17 protein-coding genes are annotated in these 21367 nt (G+C 64.6%); 12 read left to right on the plus strand and 5 right to left on the minus strand.

What is annotated here, in order from left to right; genetic code table 11:
- The first annotated feature begins 37 nt into the window (after positions 1-37).
- Positions 38-1465: an arginine-ornithine antiporter gene (gene arcD / locus AC2CQI_RS25840; RefSeq protein ID WP_075806658.1), complete on the plus strand. Its 1428-nt coding sequence runs from the start codon at positions 38-40 to the stop codon at positions 1463-1465.
- 134 nt (positions 1466-1599) lie between these two features.
- Here the strand turns inward: arcD and AC2CQI_RS25845 are convergent, their stop codons facing one another.
- The 4 genes from AC2CQI_RS25845 to gap all read right to left on the minus strand — a co-directional run bounded on the left by AC2CQI_RS25845 (position 1600) and on the right by gap (position 6983).
- Positions 1600-4179 carry a TonB-dependent receptor gene (locus tag AC2CQI_RS25845; RefSeq protein WP_075806659.1) on the minus strand — a complete coding sequence of 860 codons (2580 nt, stop codon included), beginning with the start codon at positions 4177-4179 and terminating at the stop codon, positions 1600-1602.
- 119 nt (positions 4180-4298) lie between these two features.
- Positions 4299-5258 carry a FecR family protein gene (locus tag AC2CQI_RS25850; protein WP_075806660.1) on the minus strand — a complete coding sequence of 320 codons (960 nt, stop codon included), beginning with the start codon at positions 5256-5258 and terminating at the stop codon, positions 4299-4301.
- A 78-nt stretch (positions 5259-5336) separates the two neighbouring features.
- A complete protein-coding gene (locus AC2CQI_RS25855) occupies positions 5337-5855 on the minus strand; it encodes an RNA polymerase sigma factor (protein WP_075806723.1) in 519 nt (172 codons plus the stop codon).
- A 126-nt stretch (positions 5856-5981) separates the two neighbouring features.
- Positions 5982-6983 (minus strand): type I glyceraldehyde-3-phosphate dehydrogenase, encoded by a 1002-nt coding sequence (gene gap, locus AC2CQI_RS25860; protein WP_075806661.1) that lies wholly within the window; start codon positions 6981-6983, stop codon positions 5982-5984.
- A 221-nt stretch (positions 6984-7204) separates the two neighbouring features.
- Between gap and edd the strand changes: the two genes are divergently transcribed.
- The 9 genes from edd to AC2CQI_RS25905 all read left to right on the plus strand — a co-directional run bounded on the left by edd (position 7205) and on the right by AC2CQI_RS25905 (position 17983).
- Positions 7205-9031: a phosphogluconate dehydratase gene (gene edd, locus AC2CQI_RS25865; protein ID WP_075806662.1), complete on the plus strand. Its 1827-nt coding sequence runs from the start codon at positions 7205-7207 to the stop codon at positions 9029-9031.
- Positions 9028-9999: a glucokinase gene (locus AC2CQI_RS25870; protein ID WP_075806663.1), complete on the plus strand. Its 972-nt coding sequence runs from the start codon at positions 9028-9030 to the stop codon at positions 9997-9999. The genes edd and AC2CQI_RS25870 overlap by 4 nt, the downstream gene beginning before the upstream one ends.
- A 27-nt stretch (positions 10000-10026) precedes the next feature.
- A complete protein-coding gene (locus AC2CQI_RS25875; protein ID WP_075806664.1) occupies positions 10027-10737 on the plus strand; it encodes a response regulator in 711 nt (236 codons plus the stop codon).
- 19 nt (positions 10738-10756) lie between these two features.
- Positions 10757-12172, plus strand: coding sequence for an ATP-binding protein (locus AC2CQI_RS25880; RefSeq protein WP_178392089.1), 1416 nt, complete (start codon positions 10757-10759; stop codon positions 12170-12172).
- A gap of 222 nt (positions 12173-12394) precedes the next feature.
- Entirely contained in the window at positions 12395-13660 is a 1266-nt protein-coding gene (locus AC2CQI_RS25885) for an ABC transporter substrate-binding protein (RefSeq protein WP_484578289.1), read from the plus strand.
- Positions 13661-13786: 126 nt separating this feature from the next.
- Entirely contained in the window at positions 13787-14695 is a 909-nt protein-coding gene (locus AC2CQI_RS25890; protein ID WP_484578290.1) for a carbohydrate ABC transporter permease, read from the plus strand.
- Complete coding sequence (locus tag AC2CQI_RS25895) at positions 14688-15509, plus strand: carbohydrate ABC transporter permease (RefSeq protein ID WP_075806668.1); 822 nt, start codon at positions 14688-14690, stop codon at positions 15507-15509. The genes AC2CQI_RS25890 and AC2CQI_RS25895 overlap by 8 nt, the downstream gene beginning before the upstream one ends.
- Before the next feature lie 3 nt (positions 15510-15512).
- Entirely contained in the window at positions 15513-16706 is a 1194-nt protein-coding gene (locus AC2CQI_RS25900) for an ABC transporter ATP-binding protein (RefSeq protein WP_075806669.1), read from the plus strand.
- Positions 16676-17983 carry a carbohydrate porin gene (locus AC2CQI_RS25905; protein ID WP_075806670.1) on the plus strand — a complete coding sequence of 436 codons (1308 nt, stop codon included), beginning with the start codon at positions 16676-16678 and terminating at the stop codon, positions 17981-17983. The genes AC2CQI_RS25900 and AC2CQI_RS25905 overlap by 31 nt, the downstream gene beginning before the upstream one ends.
- A gap of 139 nt (positions 17984-18122) precedes the next feature.
- Here AC2CQI_RS25905 and AC2CQI_RS25910 read toward each other — a convergent pair whose 3' ends face one another.
- The gene (locus AC2CQI_RS25910) at positions 18123-18983 is read right to left on the minus strand and encodes a MurR/RpiR family transcriptional regulator (RefSeq protein ID WP_178392090.1); all 861 of its coding nucleotides are present in this window, start codon (positions 18981-18983) and stop codon (positions 18123-18125) included.
- A 210-nt stretch (positions 18984-19193) separates the two neighbouring features.
- Between AC2CQI_RS25910 and zwf the strand changes: the two genes are divergently transcribed.
- Together zwf and pgl are read left to right on the plus strand one after the other, a co-directional pair.
- Complete coding sequence (zwf, locus tag AC2CQI_RS25915; protein ID WP_075806672.1) at positions 19194-20666, plus strand: glucose-6-phosphate dehydrogenase; 1473 nt, start codon at positions 19194-19196, stop codon at positions 20664-20666.
- On the plus strand, positions 20653-21366 hold the full coding sequence (gene pgl, locus AC2CQI_RS25920; protein ID WP_484578291.1) for a 6-phosphogluconolactonase: 714 nt from the start codon (positions 20653-20655) through the stop codon (positions 21364-21366). Before zwf ends, pgl begins: the two co-directional genes overlap by 14 nt.
- The last annotated feature ends 1 nt before the right edge of the window (position 21367 follow it).

The following is a 21367-nucleotide window of genomic DNA, read 5'->3' on the forward strand; positions in this document are numbered from 1 at the left end:
CATTGACTGAAAAACAGGGAATAAAAAGGGGAATTTCATGTCCGAGCCTGGTCAGAAACTGCGCCTTGGGGCGCTGATCGCCTTGGTGGTTGGCTCGATGATCGGCGGGGGGATTTTCTCCCTGCCACAGAACATGGCGGCGCGCGCCGATGTAGGTGCAGTACTGATTGGTTGGGGGATCACCGCGATCGGCATGCTGGCCCTGGCGTTTGTTTTCCAGAGCCTGGCCAATCGCAAACCGCAACTGGACTCCGGGGTGTATGCCTACGCCAAGGCCGGGTTCGGCGAGTACATGGGGTTCTCCTCGGCCTGGGGCTACTGGATCAGCGCCTGGCTGGGCAACGTCGGCTACTTCGTCCTGCTGTTCAGTACCCTCGGCCTGTACTTCCCGGTGTTCGGCGAGGGCAATACGCCACTGGCGATCGGCTGCGCCTCGCTGCTGCTGTGGTCGGTGCACTTCCTGGTGCTGCGCGGGATCAAGGAAGCGGCTTTCATCAACCAGGTCACCACGGTGGCCAAGGTGGTGCCGCTGATCCTGTTCATCGTGATTGCCGCGGCGGCGTTTCGCCTGGACATCTTCACCCGCGATATCTGGGGCCTGGCCAACCCGAGCTTCGGCAGCGTGCTGGATCAGGTGCGCAACATGATGCTGGTGACGGTGTTCGTGTTTATCGGCATCGAAGGCGCGAGCATCTATTCCGGACGGGCGCAGAAGCGCTCGGACGTGGGCAAGGCCACGGTGATCGGTTTTCTCGGGGTGCTTGCCTTGCTGGTGCTGGTCAACGTGCTGTCGCTGGGGGTGATGACCCAGCCGGAGCTGGCGGCGCTGCACAACCCGTCGCTGGCTTCGGTGCTGGAGCATATCGTCGGGCCTTGGGGCGCGTTGCTGATCAGTATCGGGCTGGCGGTGTCGCTGATCGGCGCCTTGCTGTCGTGGGCCTTGCTGTGTGCCGAGATTCTCTACGCCACGGCGCGGGACAAGACCATGCCGCGGTTCCTGGCCAAGGAAAATGCCAACCAGGTGCCGGCCAATGCGCTGTGGCTGACCAACTGCATGATCCAGGTGTTTCTGCTGATCACACTGGTTTCGGCGGGGACTTACACCAGCCTGATCTACCTGGCGTCGTCGATGATCCTGGTGCCGTACCTGTGGTCGGCGGCCTATGCAGTGTCGCTGGCGGTGCGTGGGGAAACCTATGAAGGGTTCGCCGGGGCGCGGCGCAAGGACCTGCTGGTCGGGCTGGTGGCGCTGCTGTATGCGGTGTGGTTGCTGTATGCGGGCGGGCTGAAGTACCTGCTGCTCTCGGCATTGCTGTATGCGCCGGGGGTGATCCTGTTTGCAAGGGCCAAGCGGGAGCAGGGGAAGCAGTTGTTTACCGGTTGGGAGAAGCTGATTTTTGCGGCTGTTGTGGCAGGTGCGGCGCTGGCGGCCTTCAGTCTGTATAGCGGCGTGCTAACTCTGTAGGAGCGTGGCTTGCCCGCGAAGGACCGCGCAGCGGTCCCAAATTTTCACTGGCAACACCCATTTTGGGAGTGCTTCGCACTCCTTCGCGGGCAAGCCACGCTCCTACAAAGCGGGAGCGTGGCGTCTGGGAGTGATCAGATATCCCAGACCACATTCACCGAGAAGTTGCGCCCCGGCATGGTCAGGCGATCCAGGTTGGCCGGCGCGGTCGCACCCGCTTCACCGATGCCGTCGTAGCCGCGCACGTCATCCCACTGCCAGTACTTCTTGTCGGTCAGGTTGTACAGGCCGGCATTGACCGTCACGTCGTCGGTCACCTTGTAGAACCCGCTCAGGTCCAGCACGCCATAACCCGGGGTGCGGAACTGCTTGCTGGTGCCGTCCGGAGCATAGAAGGTGGTGTCGTCGACGCGGTTCTTGCGCTTGACCAGGGTCCAGCTGAGCAAGCCACCGTACTGCTCCTGCTCGTAGCCCAGGCCCATCACCGCAGTCAGCGGATTGACGCTGTTGATCGGCTTGCCGGTGTCTTCGTTCTTGCCCCAGGCATAGGCCAGCGAGCCCTGGGTGTAGAGGCCGTTCGGCGCGCCAAAGGCGTCCAGGTTCAGGCGGCCCTTGAACTCGGCACCCTTGATGGTGGCGTGCTTGATGTTGTTGGCTTCGAAGTTCTGCCCGATGTTGGTGCCCTTGACCGCATCTTCGTTGATGAAGTCGCGGTACTTGTTATAGAACACCGCCACGTCGAAGTTGCCCGCGTCGAAGTTGCCGCGCAGGCCGGTTTCATAGCTCTTGCTGGTTTCCGGTTCGAGGTTCGGGTTGCCCTGCACGTTGTAGCCGACCGCCGGGTTTTCGAAGCGCCCGTACATGGCCTTGGCGGTCGGGGTGCGGAAGCCCTCGGCGTACTGGCCGTACCAGGTGTAGTTGTCGTTGAAGGCATAGGTCACGCCGAACTTCGGCGAAACGCGGTGCCATTTCTTCTCGTCCAGGTTGACCGGATCATTGGTGCCTTCCACTGCGCGCAGGAACTCGTCGGTGGCGTGTGGCTGCATGCGGGTCTGGTCGTAGCGCAGGGCCGGCAGGAAGGTCCACTGGTTCCAGCGGATTTCGTCCTGGGCGAAGACGCTGTAGGTCTTCACGACTGGATCCGGGAAGTCGCTGACTTTGACCAGGGTGCCCGCAGCGTTTGGCCTGCCTGTGACGCAACCGAAACCGGTGGTCAGGCAGGTGGCGGTACCACTGCGCGAGCCGGTGACCTCGTTACGCTTGAAGGTCGCGCCATAGGTCACCAGGTGCTCGGTAGGGCCGAGGCTGAAAGCCTTGTCTGCCTGGGCGTCGAGGACCCACTGGCGGTCCTTGTAGGTGGTCTTGCGCTGGCGGTCGACGGTGTAGATCGGCCGATAGATCTCGGCAACACGCTGGTCGGTCTTGCCAATCTGGTAGTTCAGGCTCCACTTCACGTTGTCGGCCAGCAGGCTGTCGAGGGCGAAGTCGTGGGCGATGCCGAAGCGCTCGCGGGTGACCACGTCGCTGCCGGTGCGGTTCTGGTAGAAATTCAGCGGGCTCGGGGTGAACGGGCCACCCACCGAGCTCTTCTCGTCGAAGTCGCGATCATCCTTGTAGTGCTCGTAGGTCACGGCCAGGCGCGCGTCGTCGGCGTAGTTCCAGCCGAGCTTGGCGAGGACATTGGTGGTCTGCACGTCCGCCGGGTTGGCCTCGGTGCGGCTCAGGCCCGTGCCGCCGTGCTCGCCGTAGGATTCGGTCTCGTGGCCATCACGCCGGCTCAGGTGCAGCAGGCCGTCGAACTCGCCCGCGCGGCCGGCGACGGTGGCGGACTTCAGCCAGCTGTCGTCCGCCGAGCTGTAGCCGGTCTTCAGGCGGGCGCCGACGTCCTGGCCCGGCTTGATGATGTCGTCCGGATCGAGGGTGAAGTAGCTCACCGCGCCGCCGATGGCGTTGCTGCCGTAGAGCACCGAGGCCGGGCCGCGGAGGATTTCCACGCGCTTGACGATTTCCGGGTCGACGTAGTTGCGCTGGGTCTGGGCGTAGGGGCCGAAGAAGTAGCTGTCGGGGATCGCCACGCCGTCGATCTGGGTCAGCACCCGCTCGCCGTCGATGCCGCGGATGTTGTAGCCGTTCAGGCCGCTGCGCTGGCCGGTGCCGCTGACCGAGACGCCCGGTTCGTAGCGCACCAGGTCCTTGATGTCGTTGACGTTGTTGCGGTCCAGTTGTTCGCGGGTCTGCACGCTCACGGTGCTTGGCACCTGGCTGACGTCCTGGGCGCTGCGGGTGGCGCTGATGGTCACCTGTTGCAGGGCAATGGACTGGGACTGGCTGCGCTCGATGGCGACGTTGTTGTCGCCCAGCTTGCGATAGGTCAGGCCGGTGCCCAGCAGCAGGCGTTGCAGGGCCTGCTCCGGCGGCAGCGAGCCGCGCACGCCCGGCGACACCACGTTCTGCCCCAGCTCGGCGGAAAGGCCAACCTGCCAGCCGGTCACCGAGGTGAAGGCGTTCAGCGCTGCCACCAGCGGCTGCTGGGCGATGCTGAAGCGGTAGTCACCCATGCGCTGCGCGGGGGCCTGGGCCGGCTCGGCGGCCAGGGCCGGCAGGCTGGCGGCGCCACTGGCGAGCATGGCCAGGGTCAACAGGGAGAGCGTGCAACGTTGCAGGCCCGGCGTGCGGGCTGGGCTGGAAACTCGGCGGGTGGATCCGGTAGACATCGAAAGGCGCTCCCTGTCGCGCGTTGTTGTAGGATGCGTCTGACTCAAAAATAAGAATCAGTTGCATTGGCTATAACGAGACGTATGGCGTCAGGGGATCGCGTAAAAAAACTTTTGGCTCAGTTGAGGATGACCACGGCGGGGAATTCCCGGACCTGGGCCGAGGTGATGTGGGCCAGGGAGCGCACCGCTTCCAGCGGCTGGTCGAGGCGGTAGTTGCCGGTCACCGCGACCTGTTCCAGCTTGTCGTTGGTGTTGATGATCCAGCCCGGGTAGTAGCGGCGCAGTTCGGCCAGCACTTCGCTGAGCGGGCAGTTCTCGAAGATCAGCCGGCCCTTGACCCAGGCCAGGTCCTTTTGCAGGTCGGCGCGCTCGCGCTCGCTGAAACCATTGGGGCCGATGCGGATGCTTTCGCCGCTGCTCAGGCGGATGCGCTGGTCCTTGCTGGCGAGCACATCGACATCGCCACGCTGCACCCTCACCAACGCTTCGCCATCGAGGTAACGCACGGCGAAATCGCTGTCGCGCACGCTGGCGCGCAACGGTCCGGCTTGCAGTTCGAGCGGTTGGTTGCGCCCGCCAGGCACTTCGAAATAGGCCTCGCCCTGGTACAGGCGGGCGACCCGCTGGCGGCTATCGACATCGCTGGAGAACGCCGAATTGGTGTTGAGCAGGACCTTGGAGCCGTCGTCCAGCTCGACCCGCTGGCGCTCGCCAACCACGGTTAGATGATCGGCCTGCAGGCGCACCGGCAGATTGCCGACGGTGAAGATCCCCACCAGCAGCACTGCGGCGGCGGACAGCGGTTTCCAATGCGGACGCAGGCGTTGCAGGCGGGTGGGTTTGCGTTGTTCATGCAGCACGCCGGCAGCCTGACGCACGCTGCCACCATTCCACAGCGCTTCGGCATCGACATAGGCCTGGGCATTGGCCGGGTCGGCTTCCAGCCAGGCTTCGAAGGCGCGGGTGTCGTCGTCGCTGGGGCATTGCAGGCGGATCAGCCAGTCCAGCGCCTCGTCCATGGCCTGGTCGCGGGCAGCTGCGGGCGGCGCGGGGCGCGGGTGGGCGGGATCTGTCACGGGAAGTCCTTGCGGTGCGGCGGCGGTCTTGTAGTGGGCGTCATGATCGGGGCAAACGAAGGATCAGGCAAGAAACCATCAGTTACCGTTGAGCCGATCGGCGACTCCCATGCAGATCGCCATGATCAGTTTCAGTTCCTTCTGTACCGTGCTGGCGGAGACTTTCAGCTGTTCGGCGATCTCCAGGTAGCTGGCGCCGTGCAGCCGGCTGAGGATGAAGATCCGCTGCTGGCGCGGGGTCAGCTGTGCCAGCGAACTGCTCAGGCGCTTGAGCAGCTTCTCCGCATGGGCCGCGTCTTCCGCGCTGCTGACCGGCGCCGCGACGTTGTGCAGGACCTGCTCCGGCACATCGTCGACCACCGTGCGCGCCTGCACCCGGCGCGCGCGCAGATGATCCAGCGCGAGGTTGCGTGCCGTCTGGAAAACGAAAGGCTCGAGGTGCTCGATGGGCCGCTCGCCGAGAGCGCGGGTGACCCGCAGATAAGTTTCCTGCAGCAGGTCCTCGGCGGTGCTGGGGTTGTCCACCATGCGCTGCAGCGTGCGCAGCAGGGTGACCCGCTGGGCGAGGAAAACGGAGTTGAAGTGAGAGTGGCTCACGGGGATACCCGACCGAAATTTGCCAATGATATTGATTGTCATTAACAGCATTGGTCAAGCATTAAGTAGGACGCTGGTGCCGGACGTTGATCGAAACGTCCGACACCAAATCGCTGCAAGCCCCGTCTAGCGGGCGTTCCACAGCGCCAGGCAGTTATCCAGCATGCGGTTTGAAAAGCCCCACTCGTTGTCGTACCAGGCCATGACCTTGAGCAATTTGCCGCTGGCCTTGGTGTGGTTGGCATCGAAGATCGACGACAGCGGGTTATGGTTGAAGTCGCAGGACACCAGCGGCAGGTCGTTGTAGCCGAGGACCTTCGAGCCGCGGCTGGCCTCCTTGAACAGCGCGTTGACCTCTTCGGCGGTGGTCTCCCGGGCCAGGGTTACGGTCAGGTCCACCAGCGACACGTTGATCACCGGCACGCGCACCGCCATGCCGGTCAGCTTGCCGGCCAGTTCCGGCAGCACCAGGCCCACCGCCTCGGCGGCGCCGGTCTTGCTCGGGATCATCGACTGGGTCGCGGCGCGGGCGCGGTACGGGTCGCTGTGGTAGCCGTCGGTCAGGCTCTGGTCATTGGTGTAGGCGTGGATGGTGGTCATCAGGCCCTGTTCGATGCCCAGTTCGCGGTGCAGCACCTGGGCCACCGGGGCCAGGCAGTTGGTGGTGCAGGAAGCGTTGGAAATGATCTGGTGCGAAGCACGCAGGATGTCGTGATTGACGCCATGCACTACAGTGGCATCCGCGCCCTTGGCCGGTGCCGAGATGATCACCTTGCGTGCCCCGGCCGCCAGATGCGCCGCCGCCTTGGAACGATCGGTAAACAGCCCGGTGCATTCGAACACCACGTCGACACCTTCGGCCTGCCAGGGCAGGTCAGCCGGATTGCGGATGGCGCTGACGGCAATGCGGTCACCGTTGACGGTCAGGCTCTCCTGGTCGAAGGACACCTCTGCCGCAAAATGGCCGTGGACGCTGTCGAATTGCAGCAGATGGGCGTTGATCGCGCTGTCGCCCAGGTCATTGATCGCGACGACCTGCAGGTCTTGCCGGTAGCCTTGGGTATAGAGTGCGCGCAGCAGGTTGCGGCCGATGCGGCCGAAGCCGTTGATTGCGATACGGATAGTCATGGAGCCACCTCGCGTACTGTCCTGACTTTTGTTGTTTTAATGACAAGATTAATCGGAAATACATAGAAAACAAGCTTCTCTGCTGGCAGTATTTTGTTCGAATTACCACGTAGAGCGATCGAGACCTTTCTGCCATTGCCTGTCCTTCAGCCTAGGCGCAATCGTTTGGAAGGGGAAACCGCCAGAGAGTCGCAACCACCGTTTAGCCTGGAGTCGAGTTCATGCATCCGCGTATTGTCGAGGTCACCGAACGGTTGATCGCCCGCAGCCGTCCCACCCGTGAACGCTACCTGCAACTGATCCGCGGCGCTGCCAGCGACGGCCCGATGCGCGCCCGCCTGCAATGCGCCAACTTCGCCCACGCCGTGGCCGGATGCGGCGCCGACGACAAGCAGACCCTGCGCCTGAGCAACTCGGCCAACGTCGCCATCGTCTCCGCCTACAACGACCTGCTTTCGGCGCACCAGCCCTACGAGCACTACCCCGAGCAGATCAAGCAGGCCCTGCGCGAGATCGGCTCGGTCGGCCAGTTCGCCGGCGGTGTGCCGGCCATGTGCGACGGCGTGACCCAGGGCGAGCCGGGCATGGAGATCGGCATCGCCAGCCGCGAGGTGATCGCCATGTCCACCGCCGTGGCGCTGTCGCACAACCTGTTCGATGCGGCGCTGATGCTCGGCATCTGCGACAAGATCGTCCCCGGCCTGATGATGGGCGCGCTGCGCTTCGGTCATCTACCGATGCTGTTCGTCCCTGGGGGGCCGATGCCCTCGGGGATTTCCAACAAGGAAAAGGCCGAGGTACGCCAGCTCTACGCCGAGGGCAAGGCCACGCGCGAACAACTGCTGGAGTCGGAGATGAAGTCCTACCACAGCCCCGGCACCTGCACCTTCTACGGCACCGCCAACACCAACCAGTTGCTGATGGAAGTGATGGGCCTGCACCTGCCGGGCGCCTCCTTCGTCAATCCGTACACGCCGCTGCGTGATGCCCTGACCGTGGCGGCGGCGCAGCAGGTCACCCGCCTGACCAAGGCCAATGGCGCGTTCATGCCGATCGGCGAAATCGTCGACGAGAAGGTCATCGTCAACTCGGTGGTGGCCCTGCATGCCACCGGCGGCTCCACCAACCACACCCTGCATATCCCGGCCATCGCCCAGGCCGCCGGCATCCAGCTGACCTGGCAGGACATGGCCGAGCTGTCCGAGGTGGTGCCGACCCTGTGCCACGTCTATCCGAACGGCAAGGCCGATATCAACCACTTCCAGGCGGCGGGGGGCATGGCCTTCCTGATTCGCGAACTGCTGGATGCCGGGTTGCTGCATGAGGATGTGAATACCGTCGCCGGCCATGGCCTGCGCCGCTATGTCGAGGAGCCGTTCCTCGATGGCGACAGGCTGGTCTGGCGTGACGGTCCGCAACAGAGCCTCGATGAATCCATCCTGCGTCCCGTGGCCCGGCCATTCTCGCCGGAAGGCGGGCTGCGGGTGATGGAAGGCAATCTCGGCCGTGGTGTGATGAAGGTCTCCGCCGTCGCGCCCGAACATCAGGTGGTGGAGGCCCCGGCTCGGGTCTTCCACGACCAGCAGGCCCTGGCCGATGCGTTCAAGGCCGGCGAGCTGGAGTGCGACTTCGTCGCCGTGATGCGCTTCCAGGGCCCGCGCTGCAACGGCATGCCCGAGCTGCACAAGATGACCCCGTTCCTCGGCGTGCTGCAGGACCGTGGCTTCAAGGTCGCGCTGGTTACCGACGGGCGCATGTCCGGCGCCTCGGGCAAGATCCCGGCGGCCATCCATGTCTGCCCGGAAGCCTATGACGGCGGACCGCTGGCGCGGGTGCGCGATGGCGATATCGTGCGTGTCGATGGCGTCACCGGCAGCCTGCTGGTGCGGGTTTCGGACGAAGAGCTGGCCTCCCGCGAGATCCCGCCCGCCCCCCTGGGCAACGACCTCGGCTGTGGTCGCGAACTCTTCGGTTTCATGCGTCAGGCCTTCAGCCCGGCGGAGAAGGGCGCGAGCGCCTTCACCCAGGCACTGGAGGGCCTGAAATGAAGGTTGCGCTGGTCGGTGATCTCGGTGGTACCAACGCCCGTTTCGCCCTCTGGCGCGACGATGCCCTGCATGATGTGCAGGTTTTTCCGACGGCGGACTACAGCAGCCCGGAACAGGCCATCGGTGTGTATCTGCAGGCCCATGGCATAGCCAAGGGGGAACTGGAAGCGGTGTGCCTGGCGGTGGCCGGGCCGGTCTCCGGTGACGAGTTTCGTTTCACCAACAGCCACTGGCGGATCAACCGCACGACTTTCTGCGCCAACCTGCAGATCGAGCACCTGCTGCTGATCAACGACTTCTCGGCCATGGCCCTGGGCATGACCCGGCTGCGTCCGGAGGAGCGGGTCAGCGTGTGTGCCGGCGAGGCCGACCTGACCCGCCCGGCATTGATCATCGGGCCAGGCACCGGCCTGGGTGTCGCCAGTCTGCTGCGTCTGGAAGAGGGCCGCTGGCTGGCCATGCCGGGGGAGGGCGGGCATGTCGATCTGCCGGTGAACGATGCTCGGGAGGCGGCGATCCGCCAGGCCATTTCCGAACATACCGGGCATGTCAGTGCCGAGACCGTATTGAGTGGTGGCGGCCTGCTGCGCCTGTATCAGGCGATCTGCACCCTCGACGCCCATGCGCCGACCCTGACGACCCCCGCCGCCATCACCGACGCCGCGCTGTCCGGCGATCCCCTGGCGCTGGCAGTGATCGAGCAGTTCTGTCGCTTCCTCGGCCGGGTCGCCGGCAACGATGTGCTGACCCTCGGCGGCCGTGGCGGCGTGTATATCGTCGGCGGCGTGGTACCGCGTTTCAGCCGCCTGTTCCTGCGCAGCGGCTTTGCCGAAAGCTTCGCCGAAAAGGGCTGCATGAGCGGCTATTTCAAGGACATCCCGGTGTGGCTGGTGACCGCCGAATTCTCCGGTCTGCTCGGCGCCGGCGTGGCCTTGCAGCAGGCGCTGGCGGGAACGTCTAAGGTGTGACCCACGGGCAAGACAAGGACCGCTGTAGTGAGCAAGTCGATTCTGCTGGTGGATGACGACCAGGACATCCGTGAACTGCTGGACGCCTACCTGAGCCGTTGCGGTTTTCAGGTGCGCGCCGTGGCCGACGGCCAGGCCTTTCGCCAGGCGCTGGATGCCGAGGGCAGCGACCTGGTGATCCTCGATGTGATGCTACCCGACGAGGACGGTTTCAGCCTGTGCCGCTGGGTGCGCCAGCACCCGCGCCAGGCGCAGGTGCCGATCATCATGCTGACGGCCAGCTCGGACGAAGCCGACCGGGTGATCGGCCTGGAGCTGGGCGCCGACGACTACCTCGGCAAGCCCTTCAGCCCCCGCGAGCTGCAGGCGCGGATCAAGGCGCTGCTGCGCCGGGCCGGGTTCCAGGCCCCGGGCGGCGAGGTGCTGGCGTTCGATGACTGGCGCCTGGATACCATCAGCCATCGCCTGTTCCACCGCGATGGCGAGGAAGTGATTCTCTCCGGGGCCGACTTCGCCCTGCTCAAGCTGTTTCTCGATCATCCGCAACAGATCCTCGATCGCGACACCATCGGCAATGCCACCCGTGGTCGCGAGCCGATGCCGCTGGACCGCATCGTCGACATGGCGGTCAGCCGCCTGCGCCAGCGCCTGCGCGACACCGACAAGCCGCCGCGGCTGATCCGTACCGTGCGTGGCAGTGGTTACCTGCTGGCGGCCAGTGTTGCTGCGTCGCACTGAGCGCCGCTGGCGCCTGCCGCTGCCGCGTTCGCTGCTGGGGCGGATGCTGCTGCTGACCTTGCTGGTGGTGCTGCTCGCCCAGGGCCTGTCGAGCCTGATATGGCTCTCGCAACTGCGCGCCAGCCAGCGCGAGGGCCTGGTGGCCAGCGCCCGCAGCCTGGCCCATTCGATGAGCGCCAGCGTCAGCTATTTCCGCTCGCTGCCCCTGGCCTACCGGCCGCTGGTGCTGGACCAGTTGCGCAGCATGGGCGGCACGCGCTTCTTCGTGTCATTGAACGATCGCCCGCTGGACATGCAGGTGCTGCCCAGCACGCCGCGCAAGGAGGCGGTGATTGCGGCGGTGGACGAGGTGTTGCGCCAGCGCCTGGGCGAAATGCGCATCTCGGTGGAGTTCGTCAGTCCGCAGGACCTGCGGATCTTCAACAGCGGCCTCAAGCTCGATGAATTGCCGCGCTCCTGGGCCCACTACGCGTTGACCCTGGAGCCGGTGGAGCCGCCGGTGCTGGTGACCCAGATCCGCCTGGCCGAAGGTGAATGGCTGTATATCGCCTCGCTGCTGCCGGAGCCCTACACCACCCTCGAAGACGAAGGCTTGCCGCGCCAGCAGATCCTCTTCATCGGCCTGACCAGTTTCTTCCTGCTGCTGTTCATCGGCCTGCTGGTGCACTGGCAGAGCCGGCCGCTCAAGCGCCTGGCCCTGGCGGCGCGGGAGATGTCCCTCGGCGCGGATGTGGCGCCGGTGGTGGAGGGCGGCGGCAGTGAGGTGGAGGAAGTGGGGCGGGCGTTCAATGCCATGCATGAGCGCATCAGCCGTTATCTCACCGAGCGCAGCCAATTGTTCAGCGCGATTTCCCATGACCTGCGTACGCCCATCACCCGTTTGCGCCTGCGGGTCGAGCTGCTGGAGGACGAGCAGGTCCAGGCGAAATTCGGGCGGGATCTGGATGAGCTGGAGATGCTGGTGAAGGGCGCGCTGCAATGCGTGAAGGACACGGATATCCACGAGAACATCGAAGCCATCGATCTGAACCAGGTGCTGGAATGCCTGGTCGAGCCGTACCTTGCCAGTGGCCGGGTGACCGTCCGCGGGCGTGCCGAGACGGCCTATCCGGGCAAGCCGCTGGCGTTGCGCCGTTGTATCGGCAACCTGATCGACAACGCCCTGAAGTACGGTGAGCGTGCGCACTTGCGGATCATCGATGGCGAGGACAGCTTCGTGCTGCACGTCGATGACGAAGGGCCGGGGGTGCCGGCGCAGCAACTGGAGCAGGTGTTCGAGCCGCATTTCCGCCTGGCCGGGAAACAGCAGGGGTATGGGCTGGGGTTGGGGATTGCCAGGAATATTGCCCATAGCCATGGCGGAGAGGTGAGCCTGAGGAATCTGCGGGAGGGTGGGTTGAGAGTGAGCCTGAGCCTGCCTAGATATCTTGATTGATCTTCCGGGCCCTATCGCTGGCAAGCCAGCTCCCACAGGGTTCTGGGCCAGCCAGAAAATTTGTGAGCGACGCGGAACCTGTGGGAGCTGGCTTGCCAGCGATGAGGCCTGAAGGATCACAGCCAATGTCACTGCCTGGTGACATTCCCGCATCCCTTCGTTACCTCCACCCTCAGATCCCCTGTTTAGACTCCAGGCAAAACAACAAAAAGGCTTTTCCCGATGAATGCGATCACCCGTCTCGCCGCCGTCGTTTCCCTCGCCTCGCTGTTCCCCCTTTCTGCCCTGGCCGCCGACAATCCCGGCACCGTGGACGTTCTCCACTGGTGGACCTCCGGCGGCGAAGCCAAGGCCGTCGAGACCCTCAAGCAGCAGATCCAGAAAGATGGTTTCATCTGGAAGGACAACGCCGTCGCCGGTGGCGGCGGTGCCGCGGCCATGACCGTGCTGAAGACCCGCGCCATCTCCGGCAACCCGCCTTCCGCCGCCCAGATCAAGGGCCCGGATATCCAGGAATGGGGCGCCCTCGGCCTGCTCACCGAACTGGACGACGTGGCCGCCGCCAACCAGTGGGACGACCTGCTGCCGAAGCAGGTCGCCGACATCATGAAGTACGACGGCCACTACGTCGCCGTGCCGGTGAACATCCACCGGGTCAACTGGCTGTGGATCAACCCGCAGGTGTTCGACAAGGCCGGGGCCAAGGTGCCCACTACCCTCGATGAACTCTTCGCCGCTGCCGACAAGCTCAAGGCCGCCGGCTTCATTCCCCTGGCCCATGGCGGCCAGCCGTGGCAGGACAGCACGGTGTTCGAGGACCTGGTCCTGAGCATCCTCGGGCCCAAGGGCTATCACGCCGCCTTCGTCGAGCTGGACGAGAAGACCCTGACCGGGCCACAGATGACCGAGGCCTTCGCCACCCTCAAGCGCCTCGGCACCTACATGGACCCCAACCGCGCCGGGCGTGACTGGAACATCGCCGCTGCCGAGGTGATCAACGGCAAGGCCGGCATGCAGATCATGGGCGACTGGGCCAAGAGCGAATGGAGCGCCGCCGGCAAGGTGGCGGGCAAGGACTACCAGTGCGTGGCCTTCCCCGGCACCCAGGGCAGCTTCGCCTACAACATCGATTCGCTGGCGATGTTCAAGCTCAAGGATGCCAACGACATCAAGGCGCAGAACGACCTGGCCAAGGTCGCCCTGGAGCCGCAGTTCCAGACCGTGTTCAACCAGAACAAGGGCTCGCTGCCGGTGCGCCAGGACATGGACATGAGCCCGTTCGACGCCTGCACCCGGAAGTCGGCGGCGGACTTCAAGGAAGCGGCCAAGGGTGACGGCCTGCAACCGAGCATGGCGCACAACATGGCCACGACCCTGGCGGTGCAGGGGGCGATCTTCGATGTGGTGACCAACTTCCTCAACGATCCGCAGGCCGAGCCGGCGACGGCGGTGAAGCAGCTTAACGCGGCGATCAAGGCGGCCAAGTAGGCAGGTTCCGGGGCCGCTGCGCGGCCCTTCGCGGGCAAGCCACGCTCCTACAAGGCACCCGCGATTCCCTGTAGGAGCGTGGCTTGCCCGCGAAGGACCGCAAAGCGGTCCCATAGGATCTCAACCATGAACACTATTCCCGCAACGTTGCGAGCCTCTCCCCTGGACGCTCTCCAGCGCTGGCTACCGAAACTGGTCCTGGCCCCGAGCATGCTCATCGTGCTGGTGGGCTTCTATGGCTACATCCTCTGGACCTTCATCCTGTCCTTCACCAACTCCAGCTTCATGCCCAGCTACAAGTGGGTCGGCCTGGCCCAGTACGCACGGCTGATGGACAACGACCGCTGGTGGGTGGCGAGCAAGAATCTGCTGATCTTCGGTGGACTGTTCATCGCCATCAGCCTGGTGGTCGGAGTGCTTCTGGCCGTGCTGCTGGACCAGCGCATCCGCCGCGAAGGCTTTATCCGCACGATCTACCTGTACCCCATGGCGCTGTCGATGATCGTCACCGGCACCGCCTGGAAATGGCTGCTCAACCCCGGCCTGGGCCTGGACAAGCTGCTGCGCGACTGGGGCTGGGAGGGTTTTCGCTTCGACTGGCTGGTGGACCCGGACCGGGTCGTCTACTGCCTGGTGATCGCTGCCGTGTGGCAGGCCTCGGGCTTCGTCATGGCGCTGTTCCTCGCCGGCCTGCGTGGCGTTGATTCGTCCATCGTGCGCGCCGCCCAGGTCGATGGCGCAAGCCTGCCGGTGATCTACCTGCGCATCGTCCTGCCAAGCCTGCGCCCGGTGTTCTTCAGCGCGCTGATGATCCTCGCCCATATCGCGATCAAGAGCTTCGACCTGGTGGCGGCCATGACCGCCGGCGGCCCGGGCTACTCCTCCGACCTGCCGGCGATGTTCATGTATTCCTTCACCTTCAGCCGTGGCCAGATGGGCATGGGCTCGGCCAGCGCGATCCTGATGCTGGGGGCGATCCTGGCGATCCTGGTGCCGTACCTGTACTCGGAGCTGCGAGGCAAGCGCCATGACTAGAGCTTCCCGCATTGCCATCTACGCGACCTTGCTGGCGGCCTGCGCGGTGTACCTGATCCCGCTGCTGGTGATGCTCCTGACCAGCTTCAAGAGCCCCGAGGATATCCGCACTGGCAACCTGCTCAGTTGGCCCGAAGTGGTCACCGGGATCGGCTGGATCAAGGCCTGGGACACCGTGGGCGGCTACTTCTGGAACTCGGTGAAGATCACCGTGCCGGCCGTGCTGATCTCGACCCTGCTCGGCGCGCTCAACGGCTACGTCCTGTCGATGTGGCGCTTCCGCGGTTCGCAGCTGTTCTTCGGCCTGCTCCTGTTCGGCTGCTTCCTGCCGTTCCAGACCGTACTGCTGCCGGCCTCCTTCACCCTCGGCAAGCTCGGCCTGGCCAGCACCACCACCGGCCTGGTGCTGGTGCATATCGTCTATGGCCTGGCCTTCACCACGCTGTTCTTCCGCAACTACTACTGCAGTGTGCCGGAGGCCCTGGTGCGCGCGGCGCGGCTGGACGGGGCGGGGTTCTTCATGATCTTCGGGCGGATCCTTTTGCCCATGTCGGTGCCGATCATCATGGTCTGCCTGATCTGGCAGTTCACCCAGATCTGGAACGACTTTCTCTTCGGCGTGGTGTTCGCCAGCGGCGACGCCCAACCGATCACCGTGGCCCTGAACAACCTGGTCAACACCAGCACCGGGGTCAAGGAATACAACGTCGACATGGCCGCGGCGATGATCGCCGGCCTGCCGACCCTGCTGGTCTATGTCCTTGCGGGCAAATACTTCCTGCGCGGGCTCACGGCCGGCGCGGTCAAGGGGTGAAGCATGGCAACGCTGGAACTGCGCAACGTCAACAAGAGCTACGGCAGCGGGCTGCCGGACACCTTGAAAAACATCGAGCTGAAGATCGATTCCGGGGAGTTCCTGATCCTCGTCGGCCCGTCCGGCTGCGGTAAATCCACGCTGATGAACTGCATCGCCGGGCTGGAGCAGATCAGCGGCGGGGCGATCCTGGTGGACGACGCCGATATCAGCGGCATGAGCCCCAAGGACCGGGACATCGCCATGGTCTTCCAGTCCTACGCGCTGTACCCGACCATGAACGTACGCGACAACATCGCCTTCGGCCTGAAGATCCGCAAGATGCCGGCGGCGGCCATCGACGAGGAAGTGGCGCGGGTCTCGCGGCTGCTGCAGATCGAGCATCTGCTGTCGCGAAAACCCGGCCAGCTTTCCGGCGGCCAGCAGCAGCGCGTGGCCATGGGCCGGGCGCTGGCGCGGCGGCCGAAGATCTACCTGTTCGACGAGCCACTGTCGAACCTCGACGCCAAGCTGCGGGTGGAGATGCGCACCGAGATCAAGCTGATGCACCAGCGCCTGAAAACCACCACGGTGTACGTCACCCACGACCAGATCGAGGCCATGACCCTGGGCGACAAGGTGGCGGTGATGAAGGACGGGCTGATCCAGCAGTTCGGCACGCCGCAGCAGATCTACAACGATCCGGCCAACCTGTTCGTCGCCAGCTTCATCGGCTCGCCACCGATGAACTTCATTCCGCTGCGCCTGCAACGCCGCGAAGGGCGCCTGCAGGCGCTGCTCGACAGCGGCCAGGCGCGCTGCGAGCTGCCGTTGGGGCTGAGCGAGGCGGGACTGGAGGACCGAGACGTGATCCTGGGTATCCGCCCGGAGCAGATCAGCCTGGCGCCCGGCGAAGGCAACGGCCTGCCGAGCATCCGTGCCGAAGTGCAGATCACCGAGCCCACCGGCCCGGACCTGCTGGTGTTCGTCACCCTCAACCAGACCAAGGTCTGCTGCCGCCTGCCGCCGGATGTACCGGCACGGGTCGGCGACAGCCTGACCCTGCAATTCGATCCCGCCCGGGTGCTGCTGTTCGACGCTGCCAGCGGCGAACGCCTGGGCGCGATCGGTGCTTCGCCCGCTGTACACGAATCCCCATCGATAACAAGAAACCGAGGAAATAACGGATGGAGTACTTCAAGCGCACTTCAGGAGTGATCCCGCTGGCCGTGCTGGTGGCGGTGGCGAGCAACCCGGCGCTGGCCGCCGGGGCCTTCGAGTCGTCGTCGAAATGGATGACCGGCGACTGGGGCGGGACCCGTACCGAATTGCTGGAAAAGGGCTACGACTTCACCCTCGACTATGTCGGCGAGGCGGCCACCAACCTGCACGGCGGCTACAACGACGACCGTACCGCGCGCTACAGCGACCAGTTCGCCCTGGGCATGAAGCTCGACCTGCAGAAGATCCTTGGCTGGCAGGACGCCGAGTTCAAGCTGGCGATCACCGAGCGCAGCGGGCGCAACCTGTCCAACGACCGCATCAGCGACCCGCGTGCCGGGCAGTTCAGCTCGGTGCAGGAAGTCTGGGGCCGCGGCCAGACCTGGCGGCTGACGCAGATGTGGGTCAAGCAGAAGTACTTTGACGGCGCCCTCGATGTGAAGGTCGGGCGCTTTGGCGAGGGCGAGGATTTCAACAGCTTCCCCTGCGACTTCCAGAACCTGGCGTTCTGTGGCTCCCAGGTCGGCAACTGGGTCGGCGGCATCTGGTACAACTGGCCGGTCAGCCAGTGGGCGATGCGGGTCAAGTACAACCTCACCCCGGAGTTCTTCGCCCAGGTCGGGGTGTTCGAGCAGAATCCGTCGAATCTGGAAACCGGCAACGGCTTCAAGCTCAGCGGCAGCGGGACCAAGGGCATGATCCTGCCGGTGGAGCTGGTCTGGTCGCCCCGGGTCGGCGGGCTGCCGGGTGAGTACCGGCTGGGGTACTACTACAGCACGGCCAAGGCTGACGACATTCGCGACCCGTCGCAAAGCCATTCGAGCAAGCACGGCTGGTGGGTGGTGGCGCAGCAGCAGGTTACCGCGCACGAGGGCGACGCCAATCGCGGGTTGAGCCTGTTCGCCAACTTTACCGTGCACGACAAGGACACCAACGTGGTGGACAACTACCAGCAGGTGGGGATGGTGTACAAAGGCGCGTTCGACGGGCGGCCCAAGGACGATATCGGCGTCGGCGTGGCGCGGATCCACGTCAACGATGACGTGAAGAAACGGGCGGAGCTGATCAATGCCGGCAATGGCATCGACGACTACGACAACCCGGCCTTCGTGCCGATCCAGCGCAGCGAGTACAACGCCGAGCTGTACTACGGCTTCCACGTCACCGGCTGGCTGACCGTGCGGCCGAACCTGCAGTACATCAAGAGCCCGGGCGGGGTGGACGAGGTGGACAATGCACTGGTGGCGGGGATCAAGGTGCAGAGCTCGTTCTGAGGCAACCTTGTAGTAAGTTTACAAACCTTCAGGGCCTCATCGCTGGCAAGCCAGCTCCCACAGGGTTCGCGGTGCACACGGAACCTGTGGGAGCTGGCTTGCCAGCGATAGGGCCCTCAAGAACACTGCAAATTCCGGATCAGCCCAACTCATCATCCAGCGGATACCGACTGGCATTCAGGCTTTCCTTGATCTTCCTCAGATGCGGCTGGAAATCCGCTCCGCGGCGCAAGGTCATGCCCGTCGCCAGCACATCCAGCACCGTCAGCTGGATGATCCGCGAAGTCATCGGCATATAGATATCGGTATCTTCCGGCAACGGGATATTCAGGCTCAGGCTGCTGGCCCGGGCCAGTGGCGAGTTGGCGGCGGTCAGGGCCAGCACCGAGGCGCCGTTGTCCCGGGCCAGTTGCGCCACTTCCACCAGCTCACGGGTACGCCCGGTGTAGGAAATGATCACGAACAGATCCCCGGTATGCGCCACCGACGCCAGCATGCGCTGCATCAGCACATCGGCATGCGCCGACACCGCGAGGTTGAAGCGGAAAAACTTGTGCTGGGCATCCAGCGCCACCGGCGCCGAGGCCCCGAGGCCAAAGAAATGAATCTGCCGGGCCTGGATCAGCATGTCCACGGCGCGGCTGATCAGCACCGGGTCGAGCTGCTGCCAGGCACTGTCGAGGGACGCGATGGTGCTGCCGAAGATCTTTTGCGTGAACGCCGCCGGATCATCGTTGGGCTCCACCGCCCGACTGACGTAGGCTGCACCGCTGGCCAGGCTCTGTGCCAGTTGCAGCTTGAGTTCCGGGTAGCCACTGACGCCGAAGGAGCGGCAGAAGCGGTTGACCGTCGGTTCGCTGACCTTGGCCGCCTGGGCCAGTGCGGCGATGCTGAAGCGGGTGGCCTGTTGAGGGGCGGCGAGGATGACTTCGGCGACTTTGCGTTCAGCCTTGTTCAGCTCGTCGAGACGGCCCTGAATCTGCTCCAGGAGGTTGCGCACGCGGTCCATTCGGGTTCCTTCGGTCGGGGAGTCGGCCAATTCGTGCAAGCACGGGCCGGGTTCACAAGGTCGTATCCTACTAATGGCAGGGTAGACCCACCACTGGTATCTGTACTGCAGGTCAAATGTTGTTGTTCTTACTACATTTAACCTTGCTAACTGTGATGGAAAGCGGTATTTCTACAACCACTTGGTAAAAGAACCTACATCATGTCTTCGATCAGTGTTGAGCCCTGCACCTTTGCCCTGTTCGGCGCCCTTGGCGACCTGGCCTTGCGCAAGCTGTTCCCGGCGCTCTACCAGCTCGACCGCGCCGGGCTGCTGCATGAGCGCACGCGCCTGCTGGCCCTGGCCCGCGAGGCCGGCAGCGTGCAGGAGCACCTGGCGTCGATCGAAGCGCACCTGCATGAGTTCGTCGCTTCCGAGGCCATCGAAGTCACGGCTCTCCAGCGTTTTCTCGCGCGCCTGAGCTACCTGCACATGGATTTCCTCGATGCCGGGGCCTATCCGCTGCTGGCCGAACAGGTCGCGCCCGACGCGCCACTGATCGCGTATTTCGCCACGCCGGCGGCAGTCTATGGCGGAATCTGCGAGAACCTGGCGAAAATCGGCCTGGTCGAGCGCACCCGGGTGGTACTGGAAAAGCCCATCGGCCATGACCTGGAGTCGTCGCGCCGTGTCAACGACGCGGTGGCGCAGTTCTTCCCGGAAAACCGCATCTATCGCATCGACCATTACCTGGGCAAGGAAACGGTGCAGAACCTGATCGCCCTGCGCTTTGCCAACAGCCTGTTCGAGACCCAGTGGAACCAGACCTCCATTTCCCATGTGGAAATCAGCGTCGCCGAGAAGGTCGGCATCGAGGGGCGCTGGGGCTATTTCGACAAGGCCGGGCAACTGCGCGACATGATCCAGAACCACCTGCTGCAACTGCTCTGCCTGATCGCCATGGACCCGCCCAGCGACCTCTCCGCCGACAGCATCCGCGACGAGAAGGTCAAGGTGCTCAAGGCCCTGGCGCCGATCACCGGCGAGGGCCTCGGCACCCGGGTGGTGCGCGGCCAGTACATTGCCGGGCACAGTGACGGCCGGGCGCTGCCGGGCTACCTCGACGAAGACAATGCCAACACCCACAGCGACACCGAAACCTTCGTCGCCCTGCGCGCCGATATCCGCAACTGGCGCTGGGCCGGGGTGCCGTTCTACCTGCGCACCGGCAAGCGCATGCCGCAGAAGCTGTCGCAGATCGTCATCCACTTCAAGGAACCGCAGCACTATATCTTCGCGGCGGAACAGCGTTTGCAGATCGGCAACAAGCTGATCATCCGCCTGCAGCCCGACGAGGGCATCTCGCTGCGGGTGATGACCAAGGAGCAGGGCCTGGACAAGGGCATGCAACTGCGCAGCAGCCCGCTGCAACTGAATTTCTCCGACGGCACCTTTCGCAGCGCACGGATCCCCGATGCCTATGAGCGGCTGCTGCTGGAGGTGATGCGCGGCAATCAGAACCTGTTTGTGCGCAAGGATGAAATCGAATACGCGTGGAAATGGTGCGACCAGCTGATCGCCGGCTGGAAACAATCCGGCGAACCGCCCCGACCCTATGCTGCGGGAACCTGGGGGCCGGTGGCGGCGGTGGCACTGATTACCCGCGATGGGAGGTCCTGGTATGGCGATATCTGAAGTGCAGTGGCCGGCAACGGTCACGCTCCATGAATTGAAGAGTGCCGAGCAACTTGCCCGGCAGTTGGCCACGGACGTTGCCGGGCGCCTGCGCACGGCGATTGCCGGGCAGGGCAGGGCGACCCTGGTGGTCTCCGGCGGACGCAGCCCGGTGGCGTTCTTCCAGGCCCTGGCACAAGAGGCGCTGGACTGGTCGAAGGTCACCGTCAGCCTTGCCGACGAGCGCTGGGTGCCGGTGGAACATGCCGACAGCAACGAGGGTCTGCTGCGCCGTCATCTGCTGACAGGCAATGCGGCCAAGGCGCGCTTCGTTGGCCTCTATCGCAGTGCGGCGAGCCTCGACGCCGCCGCCGAGGCCGCCGACCAGGCCCTGGCCGAGCTGCCGCCGATCGATGTGCTGGTGCTGGGTATGGGGGATGACGGCCATACAGCCTCGCTGTTCCCCGAGAGCCCCAATCTTGCTGACGGCCTGAGTCTGCTGAGCGAGCGTCGCTGCCTGCCGATGCTGGCGCCGAGTGTGCCGCATCAGCGCATCAGCCTGACCCGGCGGCTATTGGCCACGGCCGGCTTCACCGTCTTGTCCGTGCAAGGTGCGGGCAAACTCGCTACCCTGCGCGCCGCGCTGGCGGGCAACGAGCTGGCGCAGATGCCGATTCGCGCCTTTCTTCACGACCCTTTGAGCATCTACTGGTGCCCATGAG

The organism is Pseudomonas sp. P2S-1 (assembly GCF_057197725.1).